At 60.9% G+C, this 14,721-nt stretch carries 18 protein-coding genes and 2 pseudogenes; 9 read left to right on the top strand and 11 right to left on the bottom strand.

The window, feature by feature from the left end; translation table 11 throughout:
• Window positions 1-34: 34 nt before the first annotated feature.
• Together I6F17_RS34145 and I6F17_RS34140 are read right to left on the bottom strand one after the other, a co-directional pair.
• Complete coding sequence (locus I6F17_RS34145) at window positions 35-244, bottom strand: DUF6499 domain-containing protein (protein WP_225130334.1); 210 nt, start codon at window positions 242-244, stop codon at window positions 35-37.
• A gap of 115 nt (window positions 245-359) precedes the next feature.
• Window positions 360-623: a DUF2285 domain-containing protein gene (locus I6F17_RS34140; protein WP_109141658.1), complete on the bottom strand. Its 264-nt coding sequence runs from the start codon at window positions 621-623 to the stop codon at window positions 360-362.
• 232 nt (window positions 624-855) lie between these two features.
• Here I6F17_RS34140 and I6F17_RS34135 point away from each other — a divergent pair, with 232 nt between their 5' ends.
• Together I6F17_RS34135 and I6F17_RS34130 are read left to right on the top strand one after the other, a co-directional pair.
• On the top strand, window positions 856-1,089 hold the full coding sequence (locus tag I6F17_RS34135; RefSeq protein WP_036046501.1) for a helix-turn-helix transcriptional regulator: 234 nt from the start codon (window positions 856-858) through the stop codon (window positions 1,087-1,089).
• 164 nt (window positions 1,090-1,253) lie between these two features.
• The gene (locus tag I6F17_RS34130) at window positions 1,254-1,670 is read left to right on the top strand and encodes a hypothetical protein (protein ID WP_225130332.1); all 417 of its coding nucleotides are present in this window, start codon (window positions 1,254-1,256) and stop codon (window positions 1,668-1,670) included.
• 107 nt (window positions 1,671-1,777) lie between these two features.
• Here I6F17_RS34130 and I6F17_RS34125 read toward each other — a convergent pair.
• The 3 genes and pseudogenes from I6F17_RS34125 to I6F17_RS34115 form a co-directional block, all read right to left on the bottom strand.
• A pseudogene (locus tag I6F17_RS34125) lies at window positions 1,778-1,948 on the bottom strand (DUF736 family protein); the annotation flags it as partial.
• Window positions 1,949-2,117: 169 nt separating this feature from the next.
• The gene (locus I6F17_RS34120) at window positions 2,118-2,414 is read right to left on the bottom strand and encodes a DUF736 domain-containing protein (RefSeq protein ID WP_225130330.1); all 297 of its coding nucleotides are present in this window, start codon (window positions 2,412-2,414) and stop codon (window positions 2,118-2,120) included.
• Between the two features lie 536 nt (window positions 2,415-2,950).
• A complete protein-coding gene (locus I6F17_RS34115; RefSeq protein ID WP_109141660.1) occupies window positions 2,951-3,832 on the bottom strand; it encodes a LysR family transcriptional regulator in 882 nt (293 codons plus the stop codon).
• Between the two features lie 112 nt (window positions 3,833-3,944).
• Between I6F17_RS34115 and I6F17_RS34110 the strand changes: the two genes are divergently transcribed.
• From I6F17_RS34110 to I6F17_RS34090, 5 genes are all read left to right on the top strand, one after another.
• Window positions 3,945-4,478: a VOC family protein gene (locus I6F17_RS34110; protein WP_109145504.1), complete on the top strand. Its 534-nt coding sequence runs from the start codon at window positions 3,945-3,947 to the stop codon at window positions 4,476-4,478.
• Window positions 4,479-4,683: 205 nt separating this feature from the next.
• The gene (locus I6F17_RS34105) at window positions 4,684-5,901 is read left to right on the top strand and encodes a tyrosine-type recombinase/integrase (protein WP_109141661.1); all 1,218 of its coding nucleotides are present in this window, start codon (window positions 4,684-4,686) and stop codon (window positions 5,899-5,901) included.
• A complete protein-coding gene (locus I6F17_RS34100; protein WP_109141662.1) occupies window positions 5,895-6,812 on the top strand; it encodes a tyrosine-type recombinase/integrase in 918 nt (305 codons plus the stop codon). The genes I6F17_RS34105 and I6F17_RS34100 overlap by 7 nt, the downstream gene beginning before the upstream one ends.
• A complete protein-coding gene (locus I6F17_RS34095) occupies window positions 6,809-7,816 on the top strand; it encodes a tyrosine-type recombinase/integrase (protein WP_109141663.1) in 1,008 nt (335 codons plus the stop codon). The genes I6F17_RS34100 and I6F17_RS34095 overlap by 4 nt, the downstream gene beginning before the upstream one ends.
• A 482-nt stretch (window positions 7,817-8,298) precedes the next feature.
• On the top strand, window positions 8,299-8,595 hold the full coding sequence (locus I6F17_RS34090) for a DUF736 domain-containing protein (protein WP_225130330.1): 297 nt from the start codon (window positions 8,299-8,301) through the stop codon (window positions 8,593-8,595).
• Between the two features lie 138 nt (window positions 8,596-8,733).
• Here I6F17_RS34090 and I6F17_RS34085 read toward each other — a convergent pair.
• Window positions 8,734-8,892: pseudogene (locus tag I6F17_RS34085) on the bottom strand (DUF736 family protein); the annotation flags it as partial.
• 723 nt (window positions 8,893-9,615) lie between these two features.
• Between I6F17_RS34085 and I6F17_RS34080 the strand changes: the two are divergent.
• Window positions 9,616-9,945: a hypothetical protein gene (locus tag I6F17_RS34080; RefSeq protein WP_109141664.1), complete on the top strand. Its 330-nt coding sequence runs from the start codon at window positions 9,616-9,618 to the stop codon at window positions 9,943-9,945.
• 473 nt (window positions 9,946-10,418) lie between these two features.
• Here I6F17_RS34080 and I6F17_RS34075 read toward each other — a convergent pair whose 3' ends face one another.
• From I6F17_RS34075 to I6F17_RS34065, 3 genes are read right to left on the bottom strand one after another with little or no spacing between them, the layout of a single operon-like run.
• Complete coding sequence (locus I6F17_RS34075) at window positions 10,419-11,012, bottom strand: hypothetical protein (protein ID WP_109141666.1); 594 nt, start codon at window positions 11,010-11,012, stop codon at window positions 10,419-10,421.
• Between the two features lie 60 nt (window positions 11,013-11,072).
• Complete coding sequence (locus I6F17_RS34070) at window positions 11,073-11,594, bottom strand: hypothetical protein (RefSeq protein ID WP_225130326.1); 522 nt, start codon at window positions 11,592-11,594, stop codon at window positions 11,073-11,075.
• Window positions 11,595-11,623: 29 nt separating this feature from the next.
• Window positions 11,624-12,019 carry a hypothetical protein gene (locus I6F17_RS34065; RefSeq protein WP_109141668.1) on the bottom strand — a complete coding sequence of 132 codons (396 nt, stop codon included), beginning with the start codon at window positions 12,017-12,019 and terminating at the stop codon, window positions 11,624-11,626.
• A 143-nt stretch (window positions 12,020-12,162) separates the two neighbouring features.
• On the opposite strand from I6F17_RS34065, the gene I6F17_RS34060 reads away from it, so the two are divergent.
• Window positions 12,163-12,681: a hypothetical protein gene (locus I6F17_RS34060; RefSeq protein ID WP_225130324.1), complete on the top strand. Its 519-nt coding sequence runs from the start codon at window positions 12,163-12,165 to the stop codon at window positions 12,679-12,681.
• A 66-nt stretch (window positions 12,682-12,747) separates the two neighbouring features.
• Here I6F17_RS34060 and I6F17_RS34055 read toward each other — a convergent pair whose 3' ends face one another.
• Both I6F17_RS34055 and I6F17_RS34050 read right to left on the bottom strand, forming a co-directional pair.
• The gene (locus I6F17_RS34055) at window positions 12,748-13,059 is read right to left on the bottom strand and encodes a hypothetical protein (RefSeq protein ID WP_225130322.1); all 312 of its coding nucleotides are present in this window, start codon (window positions 13,057-13,059) and stop codon (window positions 12,748-12,750) included.
• A 302-nt stretch (window positions 13,060-13,361) separates the two neighbouring features.
• Window positions 13,362-14,342 carry a tripartite tricarboxylate transporter substrate-binding protein gene (locus I6F17_RS34050; RefSeq protein ID WP_204524488.1) on the bottom strand — a complete coding sequence of 327 codons (981 nt, stop codon included), beginning with the start codon at window positions 14,340-14,342 and terminating at the stop codon, window positions 13,362-13,364.
• Between the last annotated feature and the right edge of the window lie 379 nt (window positions 14,343-14,721).

The raw sequence follows: 14,721 nt of genomic DNA, 5'->3' as shown, positions 1-14,721 counted from the left end.
AATGGCTGGTTCGGGCCCAACCGGAGAGGCGGGGTCATGGGCGACACCGCAACCTCCATCGATGTGCGAAACTGGTTCGGATGGTTTCGGGCTCAGCGCCCTCGCGCGCGATCTGGCGTTCAGTACGGACGAAATCGCGGCGATAGTCGGCATTGCGCCGCAGAAACTCAAGGGCAAAACCCGGACGCTCAAGGCGATTCAGGCGTTCAATGGTCTCGGGCGCCCGCCAATACTGGGTCGGCATGGTCTTCTCGTCTTTCGTTCTGTGCCCCGCACCACGAATCCAGAAAGACGCTACAAGAAACTAGACCCTTAGGTTGCATTACGCGATGCCGCAATTTGTGTGATAGAACGCAAATTCACTGCATCCGCGGCAGCAAAAGGTCCCGATATCCGGCTTCCGACATCCATCGCGCACGGGCGAGATGCCTGTCGTGGACGATTTTGGCACGATCCGGTTCGCGTGCGGGGTCCAGGCCGAAGATCACGCTGACCACCTCACGCCAGTCGGCGCCCTCCTCCTCGGCCATTAACAACCTAACGTAGATTGCAAGATGTTTCTCGTCGTAGGCGTTGACGCGATCAGTTATTGGCGGGCTGTCCTGGAATGGAGCCTCGTTCATTGCAATTGCCCCTCAGCATCGATGCAGCGATTAGAGTCCATCTAAATTCCGGAACTTTGCAAAGCTGGGAAATCGTCGCACGCGATTTGTGCCGTGATGCGCAAATCGCATCGCGGCGCTCCCCGGAAGCGGCAAACTCGGCCCAAGCCAGACGATATGAATAGCACGGCTCGGTACGAATCGGAACGATCGTTCCTGGAACGATCGTTCCGATGTGAGTTCCCTTGTCGTCATGGATCTCAAGGAGGTCATGGCGATCAATTTGCGTCGGATACGCCATAAGAAGGAGATGACGCAGGAAGAGTTGGCCGATGGTGCTGGGCTAAGTGTCCGTTACGTCGGCGCAATTGAACGCGCCGATGTGTCGGCCAGCGTAACCGTGCTTGGCCGAATCGCGGAGGCGCTAGGGGTCGAAGCCACCGATCTGATCAAACGAACGGCGGTTCATCCTCATCGGGCTCGATGATGTGACGAATTTGTGCTCCATCGCACCCTTGGCACGTTATGAATCAACTCGGTATTGCGTCACGCATAAGTTGATAGGCGACTTTGCGTAAATCTGGTCTGTCTCCAAAGACGCATACCTGTCCAGGGATGGAAGGGCGTGCTGAGTGAGATGGAGTGGGCTTTATGACCCTGTACGAGCACTTACCAGCCGACATCCGCGAAGTCGTGGACGCTTACGTCGAGGACCTCAGGACCCAACCTTGGCGGATTCGCTTCCTCTTGCTGATTGATCTCCTTCAAGAGAAGTTGGAGAGCGGGCCCGCCGCTGAGCATTGGCGTCTACTTCAACAATGGACCGGCATAGTGACGGCAATCTTGGAACACTTGCCGCCTGACAGTTCGGTCGTCGAATGTTTGGGGTTGATGAGCATCAGCTTCAACGACCAATGGCGCGCTCAGGCGCTCGGCCAGATCGAGCGCGATCCTACGGTGCTAGATCGTCTCGTCGCAATTTGCCCCGACTGGGGAGACATCGTCGAAACCGTATTGGAGGCCAATCAGAGACGGCCGATCAAGGCGGGGCAGGCTCGCGCTCGCTGATCGGGATCGATCCGGCACGTGCACCGGCTCGCCAAGCTTTGCGCGGCCAGCTCTTGAGCTTAGCGATGCCCCGCCCGGACCAGCCGGGCGAGGCATTGCTGATCGGATCAGTCGCCGTTCCGACGGTTTGGACGGGACCAGATCAAGCTGAAGCCCTCGCCCTCTTCATCAGCGAAGAGGTTGGCGAAGATCGGTGCGGTGAAGCTCGGATCGTCGAGCTTGAGACCGAGATAGTCGCGGCCCTCGTTGGAGCGCTTGGACCAGGCGGCCCCGATCTCCGCGTTATGCGGTGCACCACATAACGCGGATTATGCGGAGCTGAGCGTTATGCGGAGCGGCGCGCTGTGAACGCAGATTTTTCCGAGCTTTGTCGACCGCGGCACTCCGCATAATCCCGTGGAGGGAACCGCGGCGCCTCGCCGGAGCGAGACGCCGCAAGCTTGCGGGTCAGCGCGACCAGACCAGCGCATAGCCGTCATCGACCGCGACGAGGTTGGCGTAGATCGGCGCCGAGAAGGACGGGTCGTCGAGCTTAACCGAGTGATAGACGGTGTTGTCTTTGGAGGTCCGCTGCCACGCGGCGCCTATTTCGACATTGCCGGCCATCACGCGCAGGTTCGGAGCCTTCTCGTTCTCGGATGGTTCGGCCGGCAGGAAGCGCGCCTTGATGTTGAGCGAGAGCGTCTTGATGGTGCCGGTGTACGAGCCATCTTCGGCGCGGGTGAAGGTGCCAATCTGAGCCATGGTGATCTCCTGTTGCTGTTTCCAAGCCCGCGACCATCGCGGCCTTGATGGCGATCTGTGAGCGCCGCAACGACCGACCCGCAGCCTTGACCCGCAGCGTCAGCGGAGGATGGCGGGCTGAGCGATCTTGTTGCCTCGCGAGGAATGCCGCCGCTTGGCGGCAGGGGAAGAAGATCGCGAACGAGCCATTGCGGGTAAAGGTCGGCGAGCGCAGCGAGCGTATTGTGGCGCGTGATCCGCCAGCAAAAGGCCGCCATGGACGTGGGCCCAAGTCAGCCCCACAGGAGGGCATGGCTCAAAGACACCGCACCACCGCCGCGACTGCGACACCAAAGCTACGACAGCAGCGCACTCTCGATACAACAGCGCGCGACTGAGCGCCTGCAACGACGAGAAGAACCGGGCTCGTCGGTATCGGGAGGCACGGCGGTGGCGTCCGCTCCGACCTCGCCATCGACCGGTCGGCACCATTTGTCCCCGCCGAATGTGCGAGGACATTCGATACTGTCCGGCCCCCCGATTCGCCGCGAACCGGGTTACGGATGTAAGTGCAGGCGCTTCACGCTGGCTGCTGCGAACGTGATGAACTTTCTGACGCGCGCCGGCACGAATTTCTGGGTAGGGTAGGCAAAATAGAGTCCGGTCAGCGGCGAGCGAAGAGCTGGCAACACGCGCACCAGCCGCAGTTGGTCTGCAAAAAAAGCCGGCAGAAATCCGATCCCGAGGCCCATACCGACAAAGGTTCTGACTGTCAGCAGATCGTCGCAGGTCAGGCCGCCCGACAAATCGACGCTGACCTTCCGCGTTCCCATCAGCATGGGCAGAGGATGGGCCCATGGCTTGCCGAACCCAATCAGGTCGTGGTGCTTCAGATCATCCATGTGAACGGGGACGCCGCGTCGGTCGAGATAGTGCTGGCTTGCGAACAGTCCCGACGGGCCTGTTACGAAAGACCTGGTCACCAGACTTGAATCGCGCAATGGACCGACGCGGATGGCGAGATCGACGCCCTCTGCGATCATGTCGACGATCCGGTCGGTGACGATCAGCTCGACTTGCACCGTCGGGAAGGCTTCGCGAAACGCGCCGATGATGGGCGGCAGCAGGCTTTGCGCGATATCGACGGCCGCTGTGAGCCGAAGCAGCCCGGTCAGGCCTCCTGCCTCTGCCGTAATCGCGGCTTCGGCTGCCTCGATCTCACGAAGTCCAAGGCGGCACCGTTCAAAATAAGCCTGGCCCGCCGGCGTGATACGGAGCTTGCGGGTCGTGCGTTGGATCAGACTGACGCCGAGGCGCCGTTCCAGCGCCGCCACCTTTGCGCTCACTGTGCTGGCAGGCATGCGGAGCCGTCGAGCCGCGCCCGCAAAGCTGCCCGCCTCCAGCACCTGGACGAAGACACTGATCTCATCGATCCGCATGACCCATTATGCAGAATTATGGATGATAATTCCAGTTTATGCTGTCTTGTGGCAAAACGGCTTCCGCGCAATCTGCTTCGCCAGGGAAGCACTGCGAAGGAGCTGGAAGATGATGGGACTGACAACACCGGTGGCCATCGCGACCGAGGGCGAGCCGATCGATCCGCGCGTCCGCGTCGGGCACGTCCATCTGAACGTTGCGGACCTTGAGCGATCGCTCCAATTCTATTGCGGGGTGCTTGGCTTCGGCCTTCACGGGCTTCTTGGTGACGAAGCAGCGTTCCTGGCAGCCGGCAGTTATCACCACCACCTCGCTATCAACACCTGGGAAAGCCGGGGCGGTTTGCCGCCGCCCAAAGGATCAACGGGCCTCCACCATGTCGCCTTCGTCTATCCGACGCGGGCCGCGCTCGGCCGCGCGCTCGGCCGCCTCCGCGCAGCGGCCGTGCAACTCACCGGCGCCAGCGACCACGGTGGTACGGAGGCGATCTATCTCCGCGACCCGGACGGCAACGGCGTCGAGCTCTACTGGGATCGACCGGAGAAGGAATGGCCGCGCAATCCGGACGGCTCGTTAAAGATTGTCAGCAATCCGCTCGATGTCGAAAATCTGGCCGCGGAGGGATCGTCTAAATCCCCCGCTTAGCACGGATAATCTGAGCCTTGTCACACTGAGACGCCCGGTTGCTTGGCGCGCACAGGACAAGACCGCGGAAGCCGTTTAAGAGGCACTGACACAAATCCCAAGCACTCCGATTCCCTGTGGACAGCGGGACTTGTCCTGACACCACGTCTCCGGTCCGACGCAGACCGCCGCATGCTTCAGCCTCCACTCAAGCCAGGGAGGCGTCATGTCAAAGCGGAAACAGAAGCGAAAGCAGAGCAAGAGCGTAGAGGGACGGCTGCGCTTCTTGGGAGATCACGTCGATGGATTCAGGAGCTGGCTTCGCCACGACGGCTATCGGCCGACCACGATCGTGGAGTTGGTGCGTCTCCTTGCCTGCTGGGCCGAGTGGCTGCAAGCGGCCGGGTTCGCCCTCAAAAATATCTTAGCCGGTTATAATGCATCCGCAGCGGTCTTCAAGGGCGGCAAAATGGCAAGGGCACCGCGCGGGGCGGGCGCGTTGTTCATCCGCTATCTTCGGGAACAAGGGGCGCTGCCGTCGACTCCGAAGCCGCCATCTCCGACGGAGACCTGGCCCATACTCGGAGCATTCCGGGCCTGGATGCAAAGTCAGCGCGGCGTCACCGACTCCACGCTCGATACCTATCAAACTACGCTTGTCGATCTTCTCAAGGCTCTCGGCGACGATCCAAGAGCCTTTACTACCAACGCGGTGCGGGCTTTTGTTCTTGAGCGCACCAGACCGCACAGCCGTGGCCGGGCCAAGACAATCGCGACGTCGACGCGCGCGTTCCTCCGATTCCTGGTCGCGACCGGCCAATGCCCCGCGGGACGACACTACGCCGTTCCGCGCTTTGCGAACTGGCAGTTGGCATCGGTTCCGAGATTCCTTGCGGCCGACGACATCGAGCGGGCGATAGCCGCTTGCGAGGGCGAAAGCCGCTTACGGGATCGAACGATCGTTTTGCTGCTCGCCCGTCTTGGCTTGAGGGCGAGCGAGGTCGCCAACCTCAAGCTCACCGATATCGATTGGAGGAACGGACGGCTTGCCATTGCCGGCAAATCCAGGCGCGAGGAGTGGCTTCCGCTGACGCAGGAGGTGGGCGATGCGATCATCGCCTACATCGAACAAGCGCGACCACGTTTGCCGACGTCCCACTTGTTCTTCACGGACTTCGCGCCGATCCGCCCGCTCACGCGCACCACCGTGAGATGCATCGTACGCCGGACATTGCTGAGGGCGGGGATCAGAAGCGTCCATCGCGGCGCCCATGTGCTACGCCACTCGGCGGCCACCGCAATGCTGCGGCAAGGCGTCAGTTTGAGCGGTGTCGGTACAATTTTGCGTCACCGGTCGCCGGCAATGACGCTGCATTACGCCAAGGTCGACTTCGGTCTCCTGTCGGAGATTGCCCAGCCCTGGGTGGGGAGGTTGTCATGCTGATCGACGATGTCGAACGTTACATCGCGCTTCGTCGCTCGCTTGGCTTCCAACTCCGGAAACCGGCCCGGCACCTCCAAGCCTTCGCTCGCGTCGCCGCGGAAAAGGGCGAAACCCATATTTGCGCGGCAACCGTCATAACGTGGGCGGCAGCCGCACCAACGCTGGATGCCCGGAATCGCCGAATTGGCGATGTCGGGCGGTTTGCTCGGTTCTTGCGCGCCGAGGATGACAAGCACGAGATGCCCCCAACCGGCCTCTTCGCCACACCGAAAGTGCGACCTGCTCCCTATATCTACAGTCCGGAGGAATTGGCCCGCATGCTCGAAGCCGCCGGCCGGCTCCGCATGCTAAAGCCCAACCCGCTGCGCCGGCAACTCTACATGGTGCTGTTCGGGCTCATTGCCGCCACCGGACTGCGGGTCTCCGAAGCGCTCAATCTGAGGCTTGGCGATGTGCTGCCGGGCGGGGTTCTCCAAATCCGCGAAACCAAGTTCTACAAGAGTCGCCTTGTACCGCTGCATGCGACCGTCGTGGAGGTTCTCGACCGCTACCTCGATATGCGTCGTCGATCTGCCGGATCGGATGATCACCTGTTCTTATTGATGGAGGGAGCTGCGCTTGCCTATTCCACGGCGAGATGTGCCTTCCGCCGCATTTTGCAGCTTGCCGACATCGCGCCAGGCCGCGCACGGCGGCCCCGCATCCACGACCTCCGCCACAGTTTTGCGACGCGGGTTCTCGAGCAATGCGGCACCAAGCGCGATGAGGTTGCGCGGCACTTTGTTGCGTTGTCGACTTATCTCGGCCACGCCGATATTGCGCACACCTACTGGTACCTTGAGGCGACGCCGGAACTGATGGCCGACATCGCCGCGGCTGCCGAAAAACTGATCGCGGAGGTGGCTCCATGACCCTGCTCGCGCCTCTGATCACCGGCTTTTTGCGCGACTACATGCCCCGCCAACGAGGTTACAGTCCACATAGCTGTGAAACCTATGCCCACAGCTTCCGGCTCTTGTTCACCTATGCCGCCAAGCGGCTGCGGACAACGCCTTCGCAACTGCATATCGAGCAGCTCGATGCGGCCTTGATCATGGACTTCCTCGGTCACATCGAGCGGGAGCGCCGCAATGGAGCCACGACCCGGAATCTGCGTCTTGCCGCGATCAAGACGTTCATGCGCTATGTTGAATACCAGATACCGTCTGCCTTGGAGCAGATCGGTCAAATCCACGCTATCCCGACCAAGCGCCACGATCAGGTGCTCATCCGTCATTTGGTCATGGAGGAGGTGCGCGCGATCTTGAACGCGCCCGACCTCGCAACGCGGCTCGGCGTGCGCGATCGGGCGATGATGCACCTGTGCTTCGCCGCCGGGCTACGCGTCTCGGAATTGGTCGGGGCTATGACGGCGAATTTGTGTCTGCAGCGGACGCCAAGCCTTCTTGTCAAGGGCAAGGGTCGCAAGGAGCGATGCCTTCCGCTTTGGAAGGAAACCGCCGCCGATTTGCGGGCCTGGCTGGCCTTACGGGGCGATGTTCGCGTCCCCGAGCTCTTCGTCAACGCCGAGGGGACGGCAATGACGCGGGCCGGTTTCGAATATGTCTTGGACAAGCACACGCGCGCGACCGCCAAAAAATGTCCATCCTTGCGCGATCGCTCCGTGACGCCGCATCAACTGCGGCATAGCTGCGCCGTTATCATGTTGCAGGCCACCCATGACGTCCGAAAGGTCGCATTGTGGCTCGGGCATGCCGACATCCGCACCACCGAGGTCTATCTGCGCATGGATCCTTCCGAAAAGCTCGAGGCGGTGGAAGCGGTCATTCCGCCCGAGTTACGCCGCGGACGGTTCAAGGCGCCAGACGCGCTGATCGCCTCTCTGTTGGAGGAAGCATCCCTATCTTCGGCGTGAGAGACGTCGAGCAGTCCACCGTCACGACGAAATACCTCGGTTCCGCTCCGACGCGGCAGCATGACGATGCCGTCCACAGGAGCAATCGAGCCCTCTTCGTTGGCTCGGAGTGACGGATCAAGCCGCCGTGCCTGCAGCGCGCTGCTGGTGTGGTGTCGCAGTCGCGGCGGTGGTGCGGTGTCTTTGAGCCATGCCCTCCTGTGGGGCTGACTTGGGCCCACGTCCATGGCGGCCTTTTGCTGGCGGATCACGCGCCACAATACGCTCGCTGCGCTCGCCGACCTTTACCCGCAATGGCTCGTTCGCGATCTTCTTCCCCTGCCGCCAAGCGGCGGCATTCCTCGCGAGGCAACAAGATCGCTCAGCCCGCCATCCTCCGCTGACGCTGCGGGCCAAGGCTGCGGGTCGGTCGTTGCGGCGCTCACAGATCGCCATCAAGGCCGCGATGGTCGCGGGCTTGGAAACAGCAACAGGAGATCACCATGGCTCAGATTGGCACCTTCACCCGCGCCGAAGATGGCTCGTACACCGGCACCATCAAGACGCTCTCGCTCAACATCAAGGCGCGCTTCCTGCCGGCCGAACCATCCGAGAACGAGAAGGCTCCGAACCTGCGCGTGATGGCCGGCAATGTCGAAATAGGCGCCGCGTGGCAGCGGACCTCCAAAGACAACACCGTCTATCACTCGGTTAAGCTCGACGACCCGTCCTTCTCGGCGCCGATCTACGCCAACCTCGTCGCGGTCGATGACGGCTATGCGCTGGTCTGGTCGCGCTGACCCGCAAGCTTGCGGCGTCTCGCTCCGGCGAGGCGCCGCGGTTCCCTCCACGGGATTATGCGGAGTGCCGCGGTCGACAAAGCTCGGAAAAATCTGCGTTCACAGCGCGCCGCTCCGCATAACGCTCAGCTCCGCATAATCCACACGGCCGACGTAAACCCGATGGCTGGGAGCGTTGTCGCCCGAGCGGCTGGTTTCCGGGATGATCCGGACGTTCTTGGCTTGAAGCGAGAGGGTGACGATTTGGCCGTTGAACTCGTTGTTGCCGGTCTTCTTGAAGGTGCCGATGGTCGCCATGGTAATTCTCCTGATCTCTGTTTCCCGAGCCCGCACCTTGCGGCCTCGATGGTGATCGACAGGCCGGAGGCGATCGACGGCGCACCCCGAAGGGGCCGAAGCGTCAGCGGAGGATGGCAGCCAGGCGACTTTCTTGTTTCGCGAGGAATGACGGCGCAGCCGGCAGGGGAAGAAAGTCGATCGGCGCCGTTGCGCCATAGGCGGTCGAGGCGTCAGCCGTCCTTCGGCCAGATCAATCCATCGAAGAGGCCGCTTGGTGCGCTCGGTCCGAACAGAGCTGACATCAAGGAGAACGTGGCGATCTGCGAGTCCACTGAAAGAGTTGGCGCAACCGGATCCAATGGTGATGAGCTCTCTTTATTGCAGGTAGACCGATCTTCGCTTCCACGATAGCGCGTCGACAGCACACCACATTCACGAGAGCGGCTGGCCGTATCTGTGATCCGTCGCCGTTTGGTCGATGCCGCATACGACCGCCACGAAACTGCCACCCTGCGATGATCGGTCGAGGCTCGACGCTTGGGCCGCTCTGAGTGTAGCTCAAAGACAAGAATCGCGAGCACGCTGGATGCCTGATCCAGTCAGCCCCTTCCAATATGACGCTGCCGGCTTGCGCCAAGACTTGCCGCCCCTACAGGGGTTACGACAATTCGCCGCGCGGACCAAAAGGAGGGATCTCGCGCAAATGATGACCGCCAAGAGCTCGAGTGAGAAGAGAACCGGATGAGCGACAAAAGCGATCTTGAAAACAGAGCCATCGAAGCGATATGGAACTATCGTGAGGCCTTCGCCGTGGTCGGGCGCCTGGAGAGAAAACAGCGTTCCGCGCATCGATCATTGACCAAAGCGCTGATTAAATTGCGCCGCGCCACAAAGAGCGAAGACCCGCGGTCTCTCAAGGACAGCATCGAGATTACCTTGGCAGCTGTCTCGCGGCACGACGAAGCGCGGGCCACCCTAGACGAGGCGGCTGCACTAATGGAGTCAGCGCGCCTGACTTTGGCCGCCCTCGAGCGCCAACTGGGATATCTCCCACGTGTCTTGAAAGCGTGATTCGGACTAGCTCAAAGAATGCTAGGAGCTAACCTATGAACGTCGACACCGCCTCATCGTCTGAGCATCGAGCCGAGGTCGCGCGAGCCTGCCCCGGAACCTAGACGCGCAGGAAATACATGATCGCCTCGAGGTTCGGCGCGTTGCTGCTGTTCGGTTCCATCGCCTTCGCCGGCTCTGGCCACGGCTGGACTGCCGGCGCGTATAGTTGTCTGCCGTTAGCTCCGATCACGTTTGCCGCCTGGCTCAACGCACTGGGCACCAAACCTTCGCTCCATATCGCCATTGGATTGCTTATAGCAGCAGGCGTCGTGCTCGTGGGGACTGCATATGCCAACGCTGGCCGAAGGTACAAACTACTTCTTTCATTATTGGCGCGTGCAGGGTCCCATAGCCGGGGCGGTTATCGCTCTCATCTATTTCAACTGGGTCTTCGCTTGCGGGCTGCCGTGGTGGCGCCGTCGCGCAGAGCCTTAACGTCGTAACTGACCTGCTTTAGCGTTCGCCTCGCTTTGTAAGGCATCTGCAAGGGGACCAGACACATAACGGGCCAATGGATCGAAATGTCTCATGACATTGACAGGATTTCCGCCGGCCAAACGAAGCGTATTGAATCTGAAGAACACGCCCGGGTTATCTGCGTAGCAGCCCATCATGCGCAGCCAATCAAATGGCTCCGCCGCGTCGCTGTCAGCAACATGCTTGTTCAGAGTGACTGCTCTGGCGATGCAGGTTCTCGTGAATCCATGCATAAAGGCGACGGTGTATTCGGTTGATACGACGTATTTCGTCCGCGCCTCTCCCTGCAACTCATGAACTTTACCGACTGCCCGGCGCTGCTCAGCTTCGGTCAAGGCCGGCAGTCCCTCCAGAACCTGCCGCCAGTAGCCGATCAGGCGGGCAGATATTTCCTTTCGCGCCCCGCGGCTGACATCGCCAGCGCTCAAATCGTCGATCAGAACGTTTCGAAGGGCGAAGTCAGGGCCAAAGTTTTCTATTGGGAGCGCGCTTTGACCCATCAGCAGCACAGTTGAAACGAGCAGCAGGAATATCCGAAGCGCGCCCATGTTCCAATTCCGTCGGACGGGGAGGATTGATTCGAGTCCGGAGCAAAGCACCTTGCTCTCTTATTGCCGCGGAAGCGTGGTCCAAATTTTCTCCGCGAAGCCGCGCTTGTCGAGCTTCCACGTTTGGCGATCAACGACGGCCCTCCCGGCTCGGCACTTGAAGGAATAGGCCGATTCGTGGCCGGTGGCGTAGGCTGCAACGGGCGCGTCATCCGGGGTATTTCTGCAAAAGGCATCGGCTCCTGGGTTGTCCTTCGCGGTGTTGATCTTCACGCAGGGCAGGTTTGCTCCGATGAAACAGACCGTGACCCGTCCATCCATGCAGCGGTACTGCGCCTGGGTCGCGAATGTTGAAGGATCTGGTTCTGCTCCGGCGTCAGGGAACAACTTCTTGAAGGCTTTGACGGTCGGCTCCCGCAGCGTGGGTCCATAATTTCGCACGTTGTCATCGTTGCGAACGCTCGCGCAGTGCTCGAACAGTCCTTCCTTTGCTGCAGCGCCCTCGGCCTGCGACGTCACGAGCCCGAGGCCGCACAGCGAACTGGCAAACGCCGCCGCAATACCGATCGGAAGTCTTGCCATCAGCTCATTCTCCGAATAGTCGGCCGCAGTTACTGCGCGGCACAACGATGAAACACCTCTGGCTTCTCGGCAATCCAGGAAAAGCCATGCAGCGCAAGCTCAATGGTTTCCGGTGACCGACGCCGGATCACCACCGTCCCAGGCGTCTCCGGACTGCCGCCCTTGTAGCAGCGCGCGGCAAATCGGGTCTCGCCATGACTGCGTTTGGGTCTCCAAAGCTTGCAGCCGATTTCATAGAATTCGAGTTCCGATGACGTAATGGTCAGAACATCGACCTCACCATTCACCTGCTCGCAGCGTGGTGGATTGCTCGACCACTTACCTCGAAACTCATCGGCCGCAGTGGCGGCACCGACGGTCGATGCCAGGAAGACGAAGCCGCCAGCAAGAGAGATGATGCGCTGCGCCGCCGCCACGAGAGACATTTGATCACACTCGATTGACCAGTCGCGATAAGCCTAATCCAAGTCGATCGGCGCAGATGCCCCAGAATGCGCATAGTCCGCTTGCACATTTGAGCATTCGACTGCCGAAGCGATGGAGGTCATCCCCGATGCGGAACTCGGTCATGGCGATCGGTCATCCTCGTCGCGCGAGAGGCTTGCTCGCGGCCTCGCTGGCAGCGTGGAGCTTCTTCATGATCGTGGCCACGATGCTGCCGCTGCTCGCCGGCGCCGTCTCCTCGCTGATTCGCAGTGACACGGTTTGGCCCACCGCCGGAGAGATTTTCGGTCCCATTGGTTTCATGGCGGCAGTCGGACTGCCGACCTCCCTGGTCATTTGCTTCGCGCTTGGCTATCCGGCCTGGAAAGTCTCCAGCGCCTGCGGACTCACGACTCGATGGGACGCGATCAAGATCGGCGCCGTCATCGGCGCGGCGCTCTATCTTCTGGTGGCTGTAGGCTTCCACGTCCTGACCTACATCAAGGGCAGCAGCTTCTCGTACAGTCAGGGTGGGGTTCTGCTGACAAAGGACAGTCTGCCGACATTGCAAGGCATTGTCTTCGATCTTTTCCTCATGCTGTTCTACGCCGCTGATGGTGCAGTCGCCGGACTTGCCGCTTGGTTGACGGGCGGAGGCAGGTGACATTCCTGCAGTCGCCGCCTAAACGACTGCGTGACGCGTTTGTTTTCATGAGAAGGAGATGCAGCACTAATTCTTCCGACAACCGGAGCCAGCCGCCTCATCGGCCTTGGCAAGAGCGGCTTCATTCGCGTTTGCCATGTGGATGTCGACCGTTCCGTAGGCGCAGGCCTTCGCGCCCTCAATTGCAAAGACTGAGAGCTCCTGAACCTCGCTATCGTCGTCCGCCCGCCGCCAGGTCCGGATTACCGCGGCCCTTGGGATGCCTCCGCGCATGACCCAATGTACTTTTTCACCGAATGCTTTGCCGGAATCGCGCCATTGCGCCGTGGTTCCGGCCTTCTCGGTCGCCCGCGACGGCGCAATGGTAAGTGCCACCATGTTTCCCTCGTCCGAGAACTGCACTGCGTAGCCGGCGGGCCCCGGGCAGGTTCGCAGCGCAGGCCGAATCCGGGTCGCGACTCGTTCTTGCACCTTGGTCCGTCGACCGGTAAACACGGTCTGGGCAGAGGCTCCGCCTGCGAGCAGAATGACAGCCGCAAGAGTGCTCGTTCTCAGCATTCTGATCCTCTCAAACGGTGCGGCAGGCGCGAGTTCTTTTCCCCGCGATCGCGAGTATCTTCCCCGCGATGATGTGCCGTTGCTGCTCTGCTCGCCTTGGCCGCCCCCACTGCTTTGAACGCCTAGTCAACTTTCTGAATCTTTGCAGCCTTGATGATCGGCTCCCAGCGTGCGATTTCCGCGTTGATGACCGCCCGAAATTGCTCGGGCGAATTGCCGACCGGCTCCATGTACTGGGTCGCGAGCTTCTCGCGCACCGCCTTTGAGGTTATCGCCTCTGTGACTTCCTTGTTGATCGTGTTGGCAAGCGCTTTGGGCGTGCCCCGCGGCGCAATGAGCCCCATCCACGCGTCGGCTTCGACGTCAATGCCCGATTCCTTCAGCGTAGGCACGTTGGGCAGGAAGGATGAGCGCTTGGGCAGCGAAACGGCAAGAACTTTTACTTTTCCGGAGGTTGCTTGCGGCATCACGGCTACGGCCGGCAACGCGGCGAGCTGCACGTCACCACTCACCAGTCCAATCACGGCTGCGGGTGAGGAGGGATAAGGAACCTGCACCATCTTTGCACCGCTCTTGAGGCCGATCGCCTCCATTGCGAGATGCGATAGCGAGCCGTTGCCGATCGAGCCGAAATTGTATTTGTCGGGCTCCTTCTTAAGCAGCGCGATCAATTCGGCCATCGAATTCACATTGAGGGAAGAATTGACGGCGATGACGCTGGCGGTCGTCACAAGCTGGGTGATCGGCACGATGTCTTTCGCCGGATCATAGGGCAATTTCGACATTAGCAGGGTATCAATGGCGAGCGGGGCGCCGATGCTGACGCCGATGGTTGTGCCGTCCGGCGTAGCCTTGGCGACCGCATCGGTTCCAATGACGCCGCCCGCGCCCGCTTTGCTCTCCACCACGAAGGCCGAGCCCGGATGCTTCTTCTGCAATTCGTCGCCGATAAGCCGCGCCACCATGTCTGGCGTAGAACCCGCTCCGAACGGAACGATGATCGTGACCGCTTTTGCCGGCCATTCCTGAGCAAATGCGCTCGGGGAGACGAGCGCGACGATCGAGCACGCAAGACCAAAAATCAGCGTTCCCGCAATTTTCATGATTGATCTCCTCTCGATCGTCCAGGCTTGACGATCCGGCCGCCGAGCGCTGGTCGTCCGTCGATCAGGGAGCGCCTTGCGGCTAAGCGATCCGTCTCGATCAGACGGAGAATTCAAGACATGCATCATCGCGATTACGAAATAAATCCGATAACTTGCGTGCTCGATGTGCGCGGTGTGCATGTCGCCTCCGCCGGTCGGTTCCGAGCAGCCCCGGTTCCTTGAACGTCGTGAGGCGGCGATCCAGAGCAACGCGGATGCGGGCGCAGGCGGCAGTATTGAGCGTTTACAGTTCTACCGAGCCCGAGAGCGCACCGCGTTCGACGACACCCTCCACAAACCTGACACGATCAGACACCAGAAATATCGATAATCCGAT

It is taken from the genome of Bradyrhizobium sp. NBAIM18, assembly GCF_020193825.1.
Classification (GTDB): Bacteria; Pseudomonadota; Alphaproteobacteria; order Rhizobiales; family Xanthobacteraceae; genus Bradyrhizobium; species Bradyrhizobium yuanmingense.
This window is presented reverse-complemented; position numbering and strand designations above follow the sequence as displayed.

Bases quoted from the DNA above. Each gene is read 5' to 3' on its own strand.
- I6F17_RS34145 (WP_225130334.1), bottom strand. From the start codon at position 244: ATGCCGACCCAGTATTGGCGGGCGCCCGAGACCATTGAACGCCTGAAT.
- I6F17_RS34140 (WP_109141658.1), bottom strand. From the start codon at position 623: ATGAACGAGGCTCCATTCCAGGACAGCCCGCCAATAACTGATCGCGTC.
- I6F17_RS34135 (WP_036046501.1), top strand. From the start codon at position 856: ATGGATCTCAAGGAGGTCATGGCGATCAATTTGCGTCGGATACGCCAT.
- I6F17_RS34130 (WP_225130332.1), top strand. From the start codon at position 1,254: ATGACCCTGTACGAGCACTTACCAGCCGACATCCGCGAAGTCGTGGAC.
- I6F17_RS34120 (WP_225130330.1), bottom strand. From the start codon at position 2,414: ATGGCTCAGATTGGCACCTTCACCCGCGCCGAAGATGGCTCGTACACC.
- I6F17_RS34115 (WP_109141660.1), bottom strand. From the start codon at position 3,832: ATGCGGATCGATGAGATCAGTGTCTTCGTCCAGGTGCTGGAGGCGGGC.
- I6F17_RS34110 (WP_109145504.1), top strand. From the start codon at position 3,945: ATGGGACTGACAACACCGGTGGCCATCGCGACCGAGGGCGAGCCGATC.
- I6F17_RS34105 (WP_109141661.1), top strand. From the start codon at position 4,684: ATGTCAAAGCGGAAACAGAAGCGAAAGCAGAGCAAGAGCGTAGAGGGA.
- I6F17_RS34100 (WP_109141662.1), top strand. From the start codon at position 5,895: ATGCTGATCGACGATGTCGAACGTTACATCGCGCTTCGTCGCTCGCTT.
- I6F17_RS34095 (WP_109141663.1), top strand. From the start codon at position 6,809: ATGACCCTGCTCGCGCCTCTGATCACCGGCTTTTTGCGCGACTACATG.
- I6F17_RS34090 (WP_225130330.1), top strand. From the start codon at position 8,299: ATGGCTCAGATTGGCACCTTCACCCGCGCCGAAGATGGCTCGTACACC.
- I6F17_RS34080 (WP_109141664.1), top strand. From the start codon at position 9,616: ATGAGCGACAAAAGCGATCTTGAAAACAGAGCCATCGAAGCGATATGG.
- I6F17_RS34075 (WP_109141666.1), bottom strand. From the start codon at position 11,012: ATGGGCGCGCTTCGGATATTCCTGCTGCTCGTTTCAACTGTGCTGCTG.
- I6F17_RS34070 (WP_225130326.1), bottom strand. From the start codon at position 11,594: ATGGCAAGACTTCCGATCGGTATTGCGGCGGCGTTTGCCAGTTCGCTG.
- I6F17_RS34065 (WP_109141668.1), bottom strand. From the start codon at position 12,019: ATGTCTCTCGTGGCGGCGGCGCAGCGCATCATCTCTCTTGCTGGCGGC.
- I6F17_RS34060 (WP_225130324.1), top strand. From the start codon at position 12,163: ATGGCGATCGGTCATCCTCGTCGCGCGAGAGGCTTGCTCGCGGCCTCG.
- I6F17_RS34055 (WP_225130322.1), bottom strand. From the start codon at position 13,059: ATGGTGGCACTTACCATTGCGCCGTCGCGGGCGACCGAGAAGGCCGGA.
- I6F17_RS34050 (WP_204524488.1), bottom strand. From the start codon at position 14,342: ATGAAAATTGCGGGAACGCTGATTTTTGGTCTTGCGTGCTCGATCGTC.